Here is a 15,027-nt window from a genome sequence, read left to right as displayed (position 1 = left end):
TAAAGCTAAGAGGCAAAACACCAGAGGTGATGTTTTGCCAAAAATATCAATCGTGTAAATTAACGTTCAGCAATCGGGGTTACTGGACGTAAATCTTCACCTGTGTAATCTGCAGATGGACGAATAATACGGTTATCAGCACGTTGTTCCATAACGTGTGCAGCCCACCCAGTCAATCGAGACATCACAAAGATTGGGGTAAACAATTTGGTTGGAATACCCATAAAGTTGTAAGCAGACGCATGGAAGAAATCAGCGTTACAAAATAATTTCTTCTCTCGCCACATAACAGCTTCACAACGCTCAGAAGCGGCATATAATACGCTATCACCCACTTCGTTAGCCAGTTTCTCTGACCATTGCTTAATAATCTCATTTCGCGGGTCTGACTCAGAGTAAATCGCGTGACCAAAGCCCATAATTTTCTCTTTGCGGGCTAATTTGCCCATCATTTCTTTTTCGGCATGATCGGCTGACGTAAAACCTTCGATCATTTCCATTGCAGCTTCATTGGCACCGCCATGTAATGGACCACGTAATGAACCGATTGCTCCAGTCACACATGAATGCATATCTGATAACGTTGATGCACAAACACGCGCTGTAAATGTTGATGCGTTAAACTCATGCTCAGCATATAAAATGAGTGATACATGCATTACACGCTCATGTAGTTCATTTGGCTTTTTACCATGCAACATGTGCAAGAAGTGTCCACCAATTGAGTCGTCGTCGGTTTCAACCTCAACACGCACCCCATCGTGGCTAAAACGATACCAATAACAAATAATACTCGGAAAACACGCCAGCATGCGATCTGTAACTTGGCCTTGAATATCAAAACTCGACTCACCTTCCAAGTTACCTAGCATTGAACAACCCGTTCTTAATACATCCATTGGATGAGCATCAGCAGGGATACGTTCCAATACTTCTTTTAACGCCACAGGCAAACCGCGCATTGAACGTAAAGTGTTTTTATATGCGTCTAACTCGCCTTGTGTTGGTAAATGACCTTTTAAAATAAGGTGCGCCACTTCTTCAAAATCACAGTTTTGCGCTAAGTCTTTTACATCATAGCCACGGTACGTTAAACCCGACCCTGATACGCCTACTGTTGATAATGCTGTTTTCCCTGCGACTTGACCGCGAAGGCCCGCACCACTTAGTACTTTTGCCATGGTATTATCTCCTGAAATTTTTAACCTGCTGTGTATTGATAGTTATTTTGTATAATTTTCTATTGTAAGCGCTCGTATTAACCGGCGCTTACATATTGTGTTGACGATTATTTATTTTTACCTTCAGCGAACAATGAATCGAGCTTTTGTTCGTACACGTGATAGCCAAGGTAATCATATAAATCCATACGAGTTTGCATGGTGTCGATGACAGCTTTTTGATCGCCATCCGATAAAATTGCCTGATAGACGTTTTCCGCGGCTTTATTCATTGCTCTAAATGCACTCAGAGGGTAAAGCACCATATCCACTCCCCATTGACCTAGCGCTTCTTTGTTCCACAGTTCGGTTTGTCCAAACTCGGTGATATTAGCCAAAATAGGCACATCTAATGCTTCGCTAAAAGCACGATAATGGGCTTCTGTTTTAACCGCTTCTGCAAAAATACCGTCTGCACCCGCTGCAACATAAGCTTTTGCTCGTTCGATTGCCGCCTCTAAACCTTCTTGCGCGAACGAATCTGTGCGCGCCATAATAAAGAAATCAGGATCTGTTCTGGCGTCTACTGCGGCTGTAATTCTATCGACCATTTCTTCGGTTGACACAATCTCTTTATTCGGGCGATGCCCACAGCGCTTTTGTGCCACTTGATCTTCCATATGGACTGCTGCTGCGCCGGCTTTTTCCATATCTTTAATGGTTTTAGCAATGTTGAATGCACCACCCCAGCCAGTGTCAATATCAACCATTAAGGGTAAATCACACGCCGCGGTGATGCGTTGCACGTCCACAATCACATCATTTAATGACGTCATACCTAGATCAGGCAAACCATAGGAGGCATTCGCGACACCACCGCCTGATAAGTAAATTGCTTGATGGCCAATTTGCTTTGCCATAATCGCACTGTAGGCATTAATAGTACCGACAATTTGTAGTGGCTGGTTGGCCAACAGTGCGTCTCTAAACGTTTTTCCTGGGCTTTTAAATCCTGTGTTCATGATGTTCTCTCTTAGCTTATTCTTACGATTGAAGTTTTGCTTTGATATTATTTTTTGAATACATAATATGGCGACGCATTAGCATTTCTGCCAATTCAGAGTCTCGAAGACTGATCGCCTGAACAATGTTTTTATGTTCATCAAATGCGCTCGTAACCCTCGGACCAGCCATCCCCAACTGAACCCGATACATTCGCACCAGATGGTATAAACCATTCACTAGCATGGAAATTAAATAGGCGTTCTTACTGCCTTGAATAATACGGTAATGAAAGTCTAAATCGCCCGCTTCTTGATAATACAACTCCGCTGTTTTGACCTCTTCTGACTGGCTATTTAACAGCGTGTTTAAATCAGCGATCTCAGCCTCTGACATATTCTGTGCAGCCAACCTGGCCGCCATCCCTTCAAGCGATTCTCGTACTTGATATAACTCAATTAACCCTTCAGGCGTTAAAGACACCACTCGTGCACCCACATTCGCCTTACGCTCAACAAGGTGGCACGCTTCAAGTCGATTTATTGCTTCGCGGACGACAGCCCGACTCACAGCACACCTTGTCGACAATTCAGTTTCACTCAGTTTAGAGCCCGATAAAATGACCCCATCAACAATTTCCTTTCTCAACTTAAAAAAAGCCTTGTCAGATGCTGTTACTGCTTGCTCTTCAAACATAGCCATTGCTGTATATTCAAACTTATTCACACTATTTATAGTCTGGTAATATAGAGGCAGTTAACGTTAACGTCAACACAACAAAAATAAGATTGTCGACAAAATAAAAAATAGCCTCTATAAATACGGTGAATATGGGTAAATTCGCGCCCCCTGTGATGTTTGCTACATTGCTTATATAGCCTAAGGTACGACTGACAGCTGACGAGGAAAAGGAAATGACCAAACATCTCACCCTCGCAGTAATACTGCTACTATACATATTACAAAGCGCCTAAGCGCAATTACGTGTAGTAACAGAATTATCCCCCCCTAATCAAATGCTAGAGAATAATCAAGTAACGGGAACCAGCACTGAGGTCGTAAAGCAAATTCTTAAATACGCCCAGTTAGATGCACAATTTTTAATGTGTAATAAAAGTTGTCACCGACATGAATTGACTAGAAAAATATGAAAATGGTTTACCCCATAACATCGACATAATATTGAGAGACATGTAGATGAGTCTCAACTAATATTCATTGACTTTGATTAAATCACTGAAAAAGTTAATAATTGCAGTTATTTACTTTTATTGCCAAATTTACATGGAGTTAATACTGTGGAATATGTACTTTTAAGCATTGCTAGTGGTTGTCTAGGTTATTGGCTAGCCAAAAAGAAATACCGAAACAAAATAGCCTGGTCTATTGTACTTCTTATATTTCCAGTATATCCCTTAGTTATTTTACTTCTTCTCCCACCCATAGAGAGCCAATATAGAAATTATTCAAAAAATTCCGCATCTCGCTTTGTTAAGCGATTCAAAGGTAAAAAAGGAAATTATACAGTATCGTTGGCTGAATTGTCAGCAGCTCTAAGAATTGACGTACGAAACTATGTAATTGACTATACGGAAGATAATGAACGTTCTAAGCAACTTGCAATACAGTCTATTGCACTACAAAGCAGTCGAGCTGCTTATATAACAGGGGCAGTAACGACTTCAATTTTTTCATTTATCTCTAGAGGACTTATGATTCGAACATTAAAGTCACTCTACTTCAGTGTAAATGAAATAGACAAGCCAGTCGCCGACTATTTAAGTAAGCTATTCATAGACAAAAAAATTACTGATGACGATTATATAAAAGGGCTCGCTTCTATCGCTTTTAATCACGGAAACAATATTATTTCCTCTGCTAGGGAGGATGCTTTTGGACAACCCTCTTTCGTAGACGAAGATACTAGATATTATGCAAGCTTAGCGTATGACTTCTTTGCTGATTATTCAGTTGAAAAAAGTGACGTGCTGAAATTATGCTCTAGGCATGGCTTTCAGATGCCAACCGAAAAAATAGTGACTTATAGTACCACGAAATGATTTTATTCTTTTTCAGGCACAAAAAAAAGCAAGCCTCGGCCTGCTTTTTTATCTAAGCTTTACAGCTTATAGCAAAGTGATATTCTCTGCTTGTGGGCCTTTCTGGCCGTTTGCTAAAGTGAACTCAACACGTTGGCCTTCAGCTAAAGTACGGAATCCGTCACCTTTAATAGCGCTGAAATGAGCAAAAACGTCTGGGCCATTTTCCTGTGCAATGAAACCAAAGCCTTTAGACTCGTTGAACCACTTAACTGTGCCAGTTACTGTATTAGACATATCTTTAAATCCTGAAAAAATTATAACTATGCCCATATGGGCGCATAGAGCAAAAACTAGACGGTACTTAAAAACTTCAGGACGGAACGACAAGTTAGACTTATACAACAACGTAATGGAATTTTATAAACACTGACATATTTTTTGTCTATATCCAATACTATAGATATGCACCTTTAAGTCAATAATTTTAACGCATAAGATAGATGAACTTTCCATGACATTTAACGAAAAAATAACCAAAAATACAATGAAAGCAAACAAAAAACACCAAAAAAAGCACAGGATTGTTCATTAATAGAACACCACTCTTACTAGCATGCTCTCTCTGATTTCATTATGTTTGGCACTTTACAAGGTATGAATTAGTCCCAACTTTTAAAGCCATCACAAATATGTCAACGGCGAAGCTCACAGAAAAAAACCAGTGAGTTATCACTGGTTTTTAAAAACAGTCATCTACTTTACATAACGCTTTGCGCTATAACTTACGCAATTTCTCGATTGCTAGAGATCAACTTATCACAGAGCGCTTGCCACTCTGTGCTTTGTGTTTTTCCTTCCACACGACGGCCAAACAACGTCAGCACAGTATTATTTTTATCATCGAAGAATTCAATAGATGACACAATGGTATCGCCGTTATCAGTTGGTTTTCGCACCACAAATGCTCGACTCACATCTTGCGTGTTAACATGCAAATTAAATGCTTCATCAAGTACATTATACCAAGGCCCAACTTGCTTAAGATTAAGTACCGGCCCCGAGTATATTTGTACTGCACCTGCATTACCGACAAATGCCATAATTTCAACTTTCTTATCTCGTGACTGCGTCAATATAGACTCTAGTGCAGTAGTGCTTATTTCTTCGCTCCAAGGTTCCCCGGCTAATTCCAGAGCTTGTATTCGCGCTAATTTAAACTCTTTTAGTAAATTAGGAAAGTGATGCACATCATTCAAATCAGACCAAGCCTGTGTAAACGCAACAACTTGTTGCTCACTTGGACTATGCCACCGCTGCCTATCCGCTTCGGTTTCACGCGTATCATTTTGAACAGTAAACTCTAACCCTTCTGTTAATTTAAAACGTTCGCGTAAATTTAAAAATGCGTTTAAATCAGTATCACTCGTGGTGAAGACTTTATGAACAGCTTGCCCATAAGCATCAAAAAACTGAATACTAGAATGTTTCTCGCTTTCTACAGTAAAAACACTGCACCAATTATGTAAGAATAATCGCATATCAATTCCACCAGGATTAATTGCAATACCCATCACTCGATCTTGATGCTCTGAAATATATAACTTATCGTAAACGCCTTTAATTTCATTGACCACAGAGCCATTTCTCGTCAATGCCATAATGTAACCAAGACGCTTCAAACCTTTCAAAATAGAGGGGATCTGTGCATCATCTAGTCGAGTGACACCTTGACCGATTTGAGCGTGCAACAGTTCCGCTTCGCTCACCTTTAAGGCATGCGCAGCATCGACGGCTCGCATTGTCGGGTGCTCTTTGATAAGCAGTTGATATTCTTTCAATAGTTGAGTCATAAAAGTTCCTTAGAAACGCCAGCTAACTTGAGTCTTTATGTTACGGCCAACACCATAATCACCAATTCCGCCACCAGTGCCAGCTATCACCGTGTATTCTTTCTCGAACACATTATCAATAGCCAAACGCAGGTTGACGTCTGTTGTTACGTCCCAGCTTGCATAAATATCCCATAGGGTATGGCTCTGATGATCTTGCAAACTATATTCGCGCGTGCGTCGGTTATAGCTTTCAACTTCTCTGTCTGAGGTATGTACGACTTTTGCGCCAACCATCATGGTGTTGCCCAACAAAGAAATGCCTGCATCAAGACTTAACTTATCAGCAGGTAAATACCACAGTTCTTTACCTGTATTATCTTCTCCATCAATCGTGCTGTACGTGAGGTTTGAATACATATGCTGATTTGCATATTCCAATTCTAACTCAACCCCATCGCGGTCATTACTAGCACGATTTGCATAGCGTGCGTTCGGCATTGGGTTTTGACTTTCGCTGGTCAATGAGGTGATTTCATCATCCACATTAATAGCAAAGTACATCATACGAACATTTAATGAATCCGTATCACTGAGCACATTATCAGCCGAATAAACAAATCCTATTTCACTGTTATCGCTATACTCTATATCTAAATCAAGGGCTGGTTGACGACCCCCATATTGGTCATAAAGCTCATCTAATAGCGGCGCTCGAAATCCAGACTGCCTATTGGCAAACACTGCAAACTCGGGAGAAATTTGATAGTTCAGACTGATTGAAGGTGCCCAATCACTGTGCGTTACTTTCGAATTTAACGCACTAAACTGAGAGGCAAACTCAGCCGTTGGAGTCGTTTCATAGTGCTCATAACGCACACCAGCAATAATTGTTAAACCTTGCAGCTTAAATTCATCTTGGATATACAGACCCGTTCGCGCTTGATCACCGCCAGGTTGAGAGGTCATTTCTCCAGTGACAGCCACCGTGCCATATTGCTCGCATGCATATGTTTCATAATTGACTCGCTCACACGGCAAAGCTGTTTTTTCACCGACTCTTTCTTTATCGGTGTATTGCACACCATACGTAACTGTATGCTCACCAAGCTTTGAGGTATTCATCGCATCAAATGTGGTGATGTTGTACTCATAGTTAGATTTAATCCCGATAAAATCTTTAAGCATACCTACGCCATCAGATTCCGTAACCTGACTACTGGTAAAACCAAGCTTAAGCGTCAAATCAATATATTGATTATCCGATGGCGTTAATTCATAACTTAAATTGGCAACTGTTTGCTCAACTTCCCGATATACCGTTCCCCATGCGCCAGGATCAGTGGTGTTAAACTCCGTTCTTTGATCATCTTGCGTGGTGTTAAATGTCGCACCTAATAAAGAATCATCCGTTAAAAAGTACTCAGCTTTTAGCAATAACGAACTATTCTCGATACCTGAGTTATCTAGCATTTCTCCATTTGATAGTTCAAAGTCGTCGCTATCACGCTTTACTACCGCAGCCAGTAAATCCAGCTCTTCGATTGGTCGGGCAAAGGCAAATACAGAGCCATTTTGTTGGTCATTATTGCTATCGAAACCAAGCTTAACCTTTGCGCCCGCCGTTTCGCCATCACGTAAAAAGTCAGCCACGTCTTTAAGCTCTAACTGCACTACCCCGCCTAATGCGCCACCACCATGTAATACCGTACTAGTTCCTCGTTTAATACTCACGGTTCTGTATAGTTCAGGATCGGTAAACAAGCTCCCCATACGATACTTTTCAAACGTCTGTACCATACCATCTACGGTGACTAATACGTCCTCGGCATCGCTAAAACCTCGAATATTAAACTTTTGACCGCTATTTCGTGGACCGCCATTGGCACTCACATTGGGGATCATATCGAGCACATTAAAAAGGTTACTTTCCAACTGTTTTTCAATTTGTTCGCTTGAAACCACATTTACAGCCTGCGCCGATTGTAATACCGTTTTCTTTGTTCGCGTTGCTGTCACTGTTACCGCATCTAATGAGGTCGCCATCACTGATTTATTATCAGCGCTTTGTGGATTAGCCTGTGCAAGCAAGGGAAGAGACAATGTGGCAAGACACAAACTAATTTTAGATAAACGCATGGGGTACTCCAGATTATTATTTAATAGCAAAAACAAACCGTACTTTCAGTGCCCCATTTAACTCAGTTCCTTCACCAAAAATAATGGTGTTAACTCCATACTGAAATGTACGATTTTAACTTGTGGCGCATAATACAACAAACTAAACACAAATGATAACTGTTTTTATTTATGTTCAATTAGTATATTTGCGATTTGGCGATTTTGTTGACTCAGATCTGCCAGTAACCTGACCAACTCTTCACTGGGGGCTTGTTTATCAACGGCAATAAACAGCGGCTTTTCTTTTGCTATGTGTGACACAGCCTGCATTAAAGTTTCACGGGCACTAAAAGGCTGCTCATCTAGCGCATAACTCACTGCAGTACCATCATACATAAGGCTCAAGACTTGAGGGGATTGCTCTGAAACCACTTCCCCTTGCTCACCTGAATCGGGTAACGATACTTCCAACACATTCACTTGTACTGCCACACTTAATAACAAAAATACCAATACAATAAAAAGAACATCAAGTAAGGCGGTCAGGTCAGGTAATAGCGAGTCATTCGTATTATGCGGAAGTTTAAGCATGTTGTACCTGCATATTTGAGACGCGCTCATTTGCAAATAGTGTCAACTCTGTTTGCATATACCCCGCCAGCGCTTGGCATAAGCCATGGGAAAAAATACAAGGGATCGCAATCGCTAACCCCACGACCGTAGAATACATTGCCCCCCATAACCCATCAGCTAATAAAGCCGGTGTTACCGCTTGTTGAGAGTGTGCTATATCCCTAAACATCACCACTAATCCCCATACCGTACCAAATAGTCCCAATAAAGGGCTTAACATACCAATTAAGCTGATCAAAGCGAGTCGTTTTCGCCACTGTACCACGCAGCGTTGGATAAAAAGCTGCAATGGTTCGAGGTGCAAAGGCATTTGAGCAAGCAACACTTTACTGTTTTTTAGCTTAATTAATCCCTCTAATAGCACCCAAACCCTTTCCAAAATCAATGCCAGTGCTAAAGATGATAAGCACAGAAAAGGCCATTTCATCATTCCCAGTTGCGTGATTACTTCATTCATAATTACTTTCCAAATAGAGGTGATTAACTTGTAAGGCTAAACTCAACAGGCACGGTAAACTTCGCGTTAATCGCATGCCCATGTTGCTCAACAGCATAAAACTGCCATTGTTTTACATTATTTAATGCCGCTTTATCCAACGCAATAAAACCACTGCTTTTCACAATATCCACAGCGACTATGGCACCTTGTTTATTGAGCTCAATTGAGACAACTGTGACACCTTGCTGGCCTCGGCGCTTAGCCCGCAATGGATATTTTAGTAATGGTCGAGGTGCTTTGAATAAGGGGGGAGTACTGACGTGAACCAGCTCATCACTCATGCTATGTTGCTCAGTGACTAAAGGAGCACTCGATGACACAGCTTCTGATGTGTCTGACGCAAGGGCTGCGACATGTGGTTGTTCTGGGTCTACCAAGTCAGGCTCTATCGGCTTATCATTTTTTTGCGGTATCGGATCCTGTGTTTTTTGAGGCAAAGGCAGATCACTTGTTTGCTGAACAACGTGTTTATCAGTTAGTACTTCAGCTTTTTTTGATTTTTTTACTGAAATTAACTGCTGCTCTTTCCCATCAAATAAAGCCTCGTTAGACGCTGCAAGTGGTACATTCTGCACCTGAGTGTTTTCTTTTTTTTTCATCGCAACTTGCTGTATTTTAACTTTTAAAGCAACAACATCAGCAACATTGCCACCATTAAAGTGTGGTATTTCTGGCTCCATAGCAAGCCAAAATAAACTGTGGGCCAAAATTGAAATACTTGTACAGGTTAAAATCTTCATATTGATTACTGATAATGATAACTGTTACTATTCTCATTATTATAATAGCAACTTTGGAATTGTTATGAAAGTTAAACCTTGGTCTAGTCATTTTGTTTTATCTATTTCTTTACTGTGTGTATTTTTACTCAATCCATCGGCTAACGCGGAATCAAATTATGAGCGGATTGTTGTGTCAGGTGGGTCAATCACTGAAATCATTTACGCCTTAGGCGAGCAAAATCGGATCGTTGGGGTTGATAGCACCAGTGTATTTCCGGTGCAAGCCACTAAAAAAGCCCAAGTTGGCTATGTACGTAATATTAATGTAGAAGGCGTATTGTCTTTAAACCCAGACTTATTGTTAGGAGAAGCGGATTCAGGTCCAGATAAAGTAATACAGCAACTCAAGAATATTGGCCTGACTACACATATATTTACAGAAAATGATCACTTCTTTGCCATTGAGAAGAAGATTTCTAAAGTTGCTAAGTTGCTTAATGTCGAGCAAAAAGGACGAGACTTAAACGCCTATATCCAAACCGATCGCAAAGCATTAGCGCACATTTTAGCTCAGGCAACTACAAAGCCAAATGTGCTGTTTGTATTAAGCTTAAAAGCAGGTCAACCTTTGGTTGCTGGCAGTGACACATCGGCACACGATGTTATTAAAGCCGCAGGTGGTCATAATGTTGCAAGCGCCCACTTTTCAGGATGGAAACCCCTTTCAACCGAGGCTGCAATAGCAATTAACCCAGATGTTATTATCACTATGGGTCGTCACGGTAAAAGTCAAAGCCTTGATGTCGCGAAGATACCGCATTTTAAATACTCTAACGCAGTTAAAAATAACAAAGTGCTCACCTTTAATGGTTCCTACTTACTTGGTATGAGTCCAAGAACCCCGCAAGCTGTCACCGAACTTGCTAAAGCCATTCACTCAGGAGTTTCCTACCCTAATAACTATCGTTTGCGGGCGGCACAAACATCAGATGAAAAGGCGCTATAATGCTTGCTCTTAGCCAGTCATTTATCCCTGTTAGATCTGCTAAGCGCATGTTAGTTACCGGTCTGCTTGTAGTGTGTTTCTTGATCGGGTTAATTTCCTTAGCAATTGGCGGTGTAGATATCAGCTTAAGTCAATTAGTCGATATTCTGAGCTATGGAGAGGCTAATTCACTACAGCATGCTGTCATCTGGGAAATTCGCTTACCGCGGTTGCTGCTTACCATGGCTGTCGGTGCTGGGTTAGCCGCAAGTGGAGCTGCAATGCAAGCAATATTTCGAAATCCACTCGCGGACCCCGGGTTAATCGGTATAACCAGCGGTGCAGCATTGGGGGCAATCGCCGCCATTGTATTAGGCAATAGCTTACTCAGTAGCTTCAGCGAGACTTATGGTATTTACGCTGTACCAATGGGTGCTTTTTTAGGCTGTTTAGTCATTTGCGCTCTGGTTTATAAACTGTCGAGCCAAGGGAATCAATTTACAATTATTAGTTTATTGCTCGCTGGTATTGCCATTAATGCCATCGTGAGTGCATTTATCGGTATATTAACGCTTATTAGTAGTGATGCCGAGCTACGTGATTTAACGTTTTGGGGAATGGGATCTCTCGCGGGAAATAGCTTTAAAATGATCACCCCTTCGCTTGTGATCATCAGTGTATGTTGCATTTTCTTTTTCAAAATGGCGAAGCCACTAAATATTTATTTACTGGGTGAACAGCAGGCCAAGCATCTAGGCGTTAACGTCACAGCTTTAAAAAAGCAAGCTTTCATCTTCACCGCACTGTGCATTGGGGCATCGGTTTCACTTACCGGTATGATTGGCTTTGTTGGGTTTATTGTACCGCATATCATGCGATTATTAATGGGCCCAGATCACCGCTACCTAATGCCAGCATCGATATTCGGCGGCGCGATTTTATTAAGCCTCGCAGACATCCTTGCCCGCACATTAATTCTCCCCTCAGAACTGCCTATTGGTTTAATCACCAGCGCCATCGGCGGGCCTTTCTTTTTAGTTATGTTACTTAAAACATATCAATCTCGAGGCTTTTAAAATGTTACAAGCAAAAAACATCTGTGTAAAATTTGGCAGTAATACATTGCTTAATGACGCGGAGCTCACAGTTGAATGCGGGCAATTACATGTGGTGATTGGGCCAAATGGTGCTGGTAAGTCAACATTGCTAAAAGCACTGTGTGACGATGTACCATTGAATACGGGAAGTATCACCTACCAGAGTAAATGCATGAATGACTACAAGCCGACAGAACTTGCCCAATGTCGCGCAGTACTTACGCAAAACTATGACTGTGACTTTCCTTTTACAGTACAAGAGATTGTCGATATGTCGCACTTTGTTCATAGTGAATACGTGCCTTCTGAGCAATTACTGTCATACTCAAAGCAAGCACTTGATACGTTAAACGTGACCGAACTTGCCAATAAGTCATTTACTTTATTGTCTGGAGGAGAAAAACAGCGCGTTCAGTTTGCCCGAGTACTATGTCAATTATTGCCAGCACTGACACAAAAGAAACCTTGCTATTTACTTATAGATGAACCCACTGCTAGCCTTGATTTATACCATCAATATCAAGTTATGAAGTTAGCACGCGACATTGCAAATCAAGGCACAGCTGTTATTGCAGTGGTACATGATTTGGCACTAGCAGCAAGCTTTGCCGATGCAATTACTATGCTCGAAAAGGGCAAAGTCGTCGCAATGGGTAAACCAGCAGACATACTTAACCGTGTGCAACTACAAAAAACATATCAGATAGATGCGCAGCTATCGAAACAAGCAGAACACTTACCGAGCCTTAATATTGCGCATACTGCGATACAATAATGCAGCTCACATAACACTTAACCGTAGCGCTCATAAAAACAAAAGCAGCATTATGACATGCTGCTTTTTAATATAAATATATTAACTTCCACACTGCTTTTTTGGGCTAATTAGGTTTGATTATGGGATCACCACCACATACTAAATAACCGGTATCGCAAGAAAAAGAAGGGGGATCTATTTTTCCGCCCACAACATGTATAGTTTGCTTTAACGCGATAGAATTATTATCTGACAACACTTTTAACTGTTTCTTTTTGACTGCTAACTTAAGTTTCATGACTGTCATTTCGTTTGTTTTTTAGTCAAGTTAACGTTAGCAAATGACAGCCTCTAGTCAATAAAAAAGTTCGGTAAAAACACTAATGCATACGCCTATATCAGCGCTAGCCTTGTGCTTACTTTGTCAACAATTTCGGTGGTACAGTCGTTAATAAAGAAATGCCCGCCTTCAAACCAAGTAAAGTCACCTGACTCAAAAAAACTTAACCAATGACGTGCATTCTCTTCAAGAATAGGATCATCTTTACCTGCAAACACGCTCACATTGCATGGGAACGTCAACGGCTGCTCATACTTATACGTATCTGCCAACTTAAAGTCGGCCCTAAGCATGGGTTCAAACAAATCCATAAGTTCATCATGGGCTAATATTTCTTTTGGTGTACCGTTTAACTCACCTAATTCAACGCGAAACTCATCAGAGGGTAAATCGTAAATTGGCTTTTTTAGACCACAGTAAGTCGGACTCGCACTACCAGATGCAAAGAAGTGTTTAGCACAAGGTAAACCACGCTCTAAAGCTTGACGTAATAGTTCAAAAGCAACTCGGCTTCCTAAGCTATGTCCATATAAAACATATTCACCTTGCATATAAGGAACTAACTGAGGTTGTAATTCACTAATAAGCTTATTCATATTATCAATGGCAGGCTCACCAAAGTGACGGCCTCTACCTGGGGGCTGTACAATGACAAGTCGAACGTCTTTGGGCAATAACTTTGCCCAACCAGCATAGACATTTGCTCCCCCTCCTGCGTATGGAAAACAAATTAAAGTTTTTTCAGCACTTTCATTGCTAACACTCAACCATTCACTCACACAATCACTCCTTACAATTCTCGTACTGGTCTATATCACCGGAACATTTTAGTAAATATAACCAGTAAATTACTTCAATAAATGATGCAAAAAGCATAATAAGCCTCTTGCATTTTTAATTCATTAACTTTCAGCGCGACCCATGAACTTTTTCTCATCTGTGTTAATTTTTATCCTGTCTCCAGTAGAGATATGCTCTGGCACTTGCACTATAAGGCCAGTAGACAAGGTGGCAGGTTTTGTACGTGCGCTTGCTGATGCACCTTTGATTGAAGGGGCTGTATCCTCTATGACAAGCTCAACACTTGACGGTAAATCAATTGAAACTGGGCTACCCTCTACGATTACCGCAAGTAAGCCTTTAGTGTCCTCACTAACAAATAACACCTGCTCTTCAATGGACGATTTGTTTAAGTTATACGGTGTGTAATCTTCCTCATCCATAAATACATATTCATCACCATCAATGTACGAAAACACAACTGGGCGACGGATAAGGTCTGCAAGCGTTAACATTTCATCGGCTTTGAATGTCTCGTCAACTTTGCCACCATTTACCACATCGTACATACGCATACGGTATAAACTACCACCTGAACGTCCTTGTGGTACTGAACGTTCAATATCTCTAACAATCATCACGCGATTATTGTATTCAACCGCTGCATGTTTTTTTATTTCACTTGCCTTTGGCATGACATATCTCTTTATTTATTTTTGCGAAAAACTATCACGAAGTGATGCGCTAGCCAAGTATCTTAACTAGAAACGTCGACTTTAAAATGAAACCGCAGTTTAAACTACTCAGAACTAAACTTAAATTCAGAACGACACATTAAGCCCCGTCGTGCTTAAACATTTAAATTTTTAACAGCTCCACGCGTCTTTATTCTAAATACACCATGATATAGGCTTATATCTTATGAATAATTTAACTGCGATTGCTATACAGCCATTTATACCAGCAAAATGTTTTTCGTCATCTATAAAATTCTATCAAGCATTAGGGTTTGAATTAGTCTCTGAGCACTCAGGTATTGCCGCAGGGCAAGATCATGAAC

At 40.9% G+C, this 15,027-nt stretch carries 16 protein-coding genes; 4 read left to right on the top strand and 12 right to left on the bottom strand.

All coding sequences use genetic code 11. The features are described from left to right. Positions 1 to 59: 59 nt before the first annotated feature. The 3 genes from prpC to CWC18_RS18710 all read right to left on the bottom strand — a co-directional run bounded on the left by prpC (position 60) and on the right by CWC18_RS18710 (position 2,864). Entirely contained in the window at positions 60 to 1,181 is a 1,122-nt protein-coding gene (gene prpC / locus CWC18_RS18720) for a bifunctional 2-methylcitrate synthase/citrate synthase (protein WP_138675867.1), read from the bottom strand. Positions 1,182 to 1,288: 107 nt separating this feature from the next. Continuing rightward, the gene (prpB, locus tag CWC18_RS18715) at positions 1,289 to 2,182 is read right to left on the bottom strand and encodes a methylisocitrate lyase (protein ID WP_138593670.1); all 894 of its coding nucleotides are present in this window, start codon (positions 2,180 to 2,182) and stop codon (positions 1,289 to 1,291) included. A gap of 22 nt (positions 2,183 to 2,204) precedes the next feature. Then, positions 2,205 to 2,864, bottom strand: a complete 660-nt coding sequence (locus tag CWC18_RS18710) for a GntR family transcriptional regulator (RefSeq protein ID WP_138593681.1) — start codon at positions 2,862 to 2,864, stop codon at positions 2,205 to 2,207. 596 nt (positions 2,865 to 3,460) lie between these two features. Between CWC18_RS18710 and CWC18_RS18700 the strand changes: the two genes are divergently transcribed. Further along, positions 3,461 to 4,222 (top strand): hypothetical protein, encoded by a 762-nt coding sequence (locus tag CWC18_RS18700; RefSeq protein ID WP_138593671.1) that lies wholly within the window; start codon positions 3,461 to 3,463, stop codon positions 4,220 to 4,222. A 66-nt stretch (positions 4,223 to 4,288) separates the two neighbouring features. On the opposite strand, the gene CWC18_RS18695 is transcribed toward CWC18_RS18700, so the two are convergent. The 6 genes from CWC18_RS18695 to CWC18_RS18670 form a co-directional block, all read right to left on the bottom strand. Further along, a complete protein-coding gene (locus CWC18_RS18695) occupies positions 4,289 to 4,498 on the bottom strand; it encodes a cold-shock protein (RefSeq protein ID WP_119862803.1) in 210 nt (69 codons plus the stop codon). Between the two features lie 488 nt (positions 4,499 to 4,986). Continuing rightward, the gene (locus CWC18_RS18690) at positions 4,987 to 6,054 is read right to left on the bottom strand and encodes a hemin-degrading factor (protein ID WP_138593672.1); all 1,068 of its coding nucleotides are present in this window, start codon (positions 6,052 to 6,054) and stop codon (positions 4,987 to 4,989) included. 9 nt (positions 6,055 to 6,063) lie between these two features. Next, positions 6,064 to 8,172, bottom strand: coding sequence for a TonB-dependent receptor domain-containing protein (locus CWC18_RS18685; RefSeq protein WP_138675866.1), 2,109 nt, complete (start codon positions 8,170 to 8,172; stop codon positions 6,064 to 6,066). 165 nt (positions 8,173 to 8,337) lie between these two features. Continuing rightward, complete coding sequence (locus CWC18_RS18680) at positions 8,338 to 8,745, bottom strand: biopolymer transporter ExbD (RefSeq protein ID WP_138593674.1); 408 nt, start codon at positions 8,743 to 8,745, stop codon at positions 8,338 to 8,340. Next, complete coding sequence (locus CWC18_RS18675) at positions 8,738 to 9,244, bottom strand: MotA/TolQ/ExbB proton channel family protein (protein WP_138593675.1); 507 nt, start codon at positions 9,242 to 9,244, stop codon at positions 8,738 to 8,740. The genes CWC18_RS18680 and CWC18_RS18675 overlap by 8 nt, the downstream gene beginning before the upstream one ends. Before the next feature lie 23 nt (positions 9,245 to 9,267). Continuing rightward, the gene (locus CWC18_RS18670; protein WP_138675865.1) at positions 9,268 to 10,026 is read right to left on the bottom strand and encodes an energy transducer TonB; all 759 of its coding nucleotides are present in this window, start codon (positions 10,024 to 10,026) and stop codon (positions 9,268 to 9,270) included. 64 nt (positions 10,027 to 10,090) lie between these two features. Here CWC18_RS18670 and CWC18_RS18665 point away from each other — a divergent pair, with 64 nt between their 5' ends. The 3 genes from CWC18_RS18665 to CWC18_RS18655 are packed head-to-tail and all read left to right on the top strand — an operon-like array spanning position 10,091 to position 12,865. After that, entirely contained in the window at positions 10,091 to 11,014 is a 924-nt protein-coding gene (locus CWC18_RS18665) for a heme/hemin ABC transporter substrate-binding protein (RefSeq protein ID WP_138593677.1), read from the top strand. Then, entirely contained in the window at positions 11,014 to 12,069 is a 1,056-nt protein-coding gene (locus CWC18_RS18660; RefSeq protein ID WP_138593678.1) for a FecCD family ABC transporter permease, read from the top strand. The genes CWC18_RS18665 and CWC18_RS18660 overlap by 1 nt, the downstream gene beginning before the upstream one ends. A 1-nt stretch (position 12,070) precedes the next feature. Next, on the top strand, positions 12,071 to 12,865 hold the full coding sequence (locus CWC18_RS18655; protein ID WP_138593679.1) for a heme ABC transporter ATP-binding protein: 795 nt from the start codon (positions 12,071 to 12,073) through the stop codon (positions 12,863 to 12,865). Positions 12,866 to 12,971: 106 nt separating this feature from the next. Here CWC18_RS18655 and CWC18_RS18650 read toward each other — a convergent pair whose 3' ends face one another. The 3 genes from CWC18_RS18650 to efpL form a co-directional block, all read right to left on the bottom strand. Next, complete coding sequence (locus CWC18_RS18650) at positions 12,972 to 13,154, bottom strand: hypothetical protein (protein ID WP_138675864.1); 183 nt, start codon at positions 13,152 to 13,154, stop codon at positions 12,972 to 12,974. A gap of 86 nt (positions 13,155 to 13,240) precedes the next feature. Beyond that, positions 13,241 to 13,966: a thioesterase II family protein gene (locus tag CWC18_RS18645; RefSeq protein ID WP_171041162.1), complete on the bottom strand. Its 726-nt coding sequence runs from the start codon at positions 13,964 to 13,966 to the stop codon at positions 13,241 to 13,243. Between the two features lie 123 nt (positions 13,967 to 14,089). Then, positions 14,090 to 14,662: an elongation factor P-like protein EfpL gene (gene efpL, locus CWC18_RS18640; protein ID WP_138592702.1), complete on the bottom strand. Its 573-nt coding sequence runs from the start codon at positions 14,660 to 14,662 to the stop codon at positions 14,090 to 14,092. Between the last annotated feature and the right edge of the window lie 365 nt (positions 14,663 to 15,027).

Origin of the sequence: Pseudoalteromonas aurantia, from assembly GCF_005886875.1 — a bacterium.
Classification (GTDB): Bacteria; Pseudomonadota; Gammaproteobacteria; order Enterobacterales; family Alteromonadaceae; genus Pseudoalteromonas; species Pseudoalteromonas aurantia_A.
Note: the sequence above shows the minus strand (reverse complement) of the source record. Positions and strands in the feature narration are given on the sequence as shown.

What these genes read in the sequence shown, in the direction of transcription:
- CWC18_RS18710 (WP_138593681.1), bottom strand. Translation starts at nt 2,864, where the DNA reads ATGGCTATGTTTGAAGAGCAAGCAGTAACAGCATCTGACAAGGCTTTT.
- CWC18_RS18685 (WP_138675866.1), bottom strand. Translation starts at nt 8,172, where the DNA reads ATGCGTTTATCTAAAATTAGTTTGTGTCTTGCCACATTGTCTCTTCCC.
- CWC18_RS18680 (WP_138593674.1), bottom strand. Translation starts at nt 8,745, where the DNA reads ATGCTTAAACTTCCGCATAATACGAATGACTCGCTATTACCTGACCTG.
- CWC18_RS18650 (WP_138675864.1), bottom strand. Translation starts at nt 13,154, where the DNA reads ATGACAGTCATGAAACTTAAGTTAGCAGTCAAAAAGAAACAGTTAAAA.
- CWC18_RS18675 (WP_138593675.1), bottom strand. Translation starts at nt 9,244, where the DNA reads ATGAATGAAGTAATCACGCAACTGGGAATGATGAAATGGCCTTTTCTG.
- CWC18_RS18695 (WP_119862803.1), bottom strand. Translation starts at nt 4,498, where the DNA reads ATGTCTAATACAGTAACTGGCACAGTTAAGTGGTTCAACGAGTCTAAA.
- CWC18_RS18655 (WP_138593679.1), top strand. Translation starts at nt 12,071, where the DNA reads ATGTTACAAGCAAAAAACATCTGTGTAAAATTTGGCAGTAATACATTG.
- CWC18_RS18670 (WP_138675865.1), bottom strand. Translation starts at nt 10,026, where the DNA reads ATGAAGATTTTAACCTGTACAAGTATTTCAATTTTGGCCCACAGTTTA.
- CWC18_RS18690 (WP_138593672.1), bottom strand. Translation starts at nt 6,054, where the DNA reads ATGACTCAACTATTGAAAGAATATCAACTGCTTATCAAAGAGCACCCG.
- prpC (WP_138675867.1), bottom strand. Translation starts at nt 1,181, where the DNA reads ATGGCAAAAGTACTAAGTGGTGCGGGCCTTCGCGGTCAAGTCGCAGGG.
- prpB (WP_138593670.1), bottom strand. Translation starts at nt 2,182, where the DNA reads ATGAACACAGGATTTAAAAGCCCAGGAAAAACGTTTAGAGACGCACTG.
- efpL (WP_138592702.1), bottom strand. Translation starts at nt 14,662, where the DNA reads ATGCCAAAGGCAAGTGAAATAAAAAAACATGCAGCGGTTGAATACAAT.
- CWC18_RS18665 (WP_138593677.1), top strand. Translation starts at nt 10,091, where the DNA reads ATGAAAGTTAAACCTTGGTCTAGTCATTTTGTTTTATCTATTTCTTTA.
- CWC18_RS18660 (WP_138593678.1), top strand. Translation starts at nt 11,014, where the DNA reads ATGCTTGCTCTTAGCCAGTCATTTATCCCTGTTAGATCTGCTAAGCGC.